The sequence below is a fragment of the Candidatus Symbiothrix dinenymphae genome (assembly GCF_001431085.1).
Genome location: NZ_BBRU01000345.1, coordinates 1 through 485, shown reverse-complemented (window position 1 = coordinate 485; position 485 = coordinate 1). Strand labels below are relative to the sequence as shown.

The following is a 485-nucleotide window of genomic DNA, read 5'->3' as shown; positions in this document are numbered from 1 at the left end:
TTTCACATGGTTTTCCATCCCGGTCCCTCCGCAGCACCAAAAATCTGCGGGTCTCGAAAAGTTCTTTTTCCCACCCGCAACCAAGGAAACATAATAGCACATCATACCGGTGTTGGGGTTTTGCGAAGCCAAAATATGGTTGTAGAGCGCTTTTTCGTAGTAATCCATAAATCTGGCATCCGGTTGTTGTGCAAAAAGATGCTGGGTCAATTTCAGCATATTGTAAGTATTGCAGGTTTCCGCTGTATTGGTCGATAGTTGGTCGGATAAATTGCCGGGCTGATGAAAATGTTCATAATTACTGTGTCCTCCGATGCAGTACGAATGGTCATGAACGACCGTTTCCCAGAAGAAATTTGCAATGGTACTGTCTCTCTTGGATGCTGAAAGTTCGTAATTGCGTGCTATTCCGATGACTTTAGGGATTTGCGTATTGGCATGTAAACCCTTTAATTGGTCTTGTGAGGCTGCCAATGGGTCTAAAA

Annotated in this window: 1 protein-coding gene; it reads right to left on the bottom strand. The window is 44.1% G+C overall.

Annotated features, from left to right (window positions below):
* Window positions 1-485, bottom strand: a 485-nt coding sequence (locus tag ASC50_RS04210; RefSeq protein WP_193391204.1) for a beta-L-arabinofuranosidase domain-containing protein, incomplete at both ends; no start/stop codon positions are given.